The following is a 339-nucleotide window of genomic DNA, read 5'->3' on the forward strand; positions in this document are numbered from 1 at the left end:
AGGACGAGGTTATAGACCGCGCCAACGACACCGAGTTCGGCCTTGCCGCGGGCGTGTTCACACGCGACCTGCCGCGTGCCCACCGCGTCATTGCCGAGTTGCAGGCCGGAACCTGCTGGATCAACGCCTACAATCTGACCCCTGTGGAAATCCCCTTCGGCGGGGTCAAGCAATCGGGCATCGGCCGCGAGAATTCGCTGGCGGCACTGGCGCTCTATTCGCAGCTGAAGTCGATCTATGTCGAGAGCGGGGACGTGGCAAGCCCGTACTGATCCCGCCTACTTCTCCACCGTCCCATCCAGATACTGGGTAAGCGCACAGACCAGATGGTAGAAGATG

1 protein-coding gene is annotated in these 339 nt (G+C 61.7%); it reads left to right on the top strand.

Going from position 1 to position 339, the window contains the following annotated elements; translation table 11 throughout:
- Positions 1-272 (top strand): aldehyde dehydrogenase family protein (locus EN852_RS37215; protein ID WP_135879791.1); only part of this gene is annotated, 272 nt, incomplete at its 5' end.
- Between the last annotated feature and the right edge of the window lie 67 nt (positions 273-339).

This window comes from Mesorhizobium sp. M2E.F.Ca.ET.209.01.1.1, assembly GCF_004010375.2.
GTDB lineage: Bacteria > Pseudomonadota > Alphaproteobacteria > Rhizobiales > Rhizobiaceae > Mesorhizobium.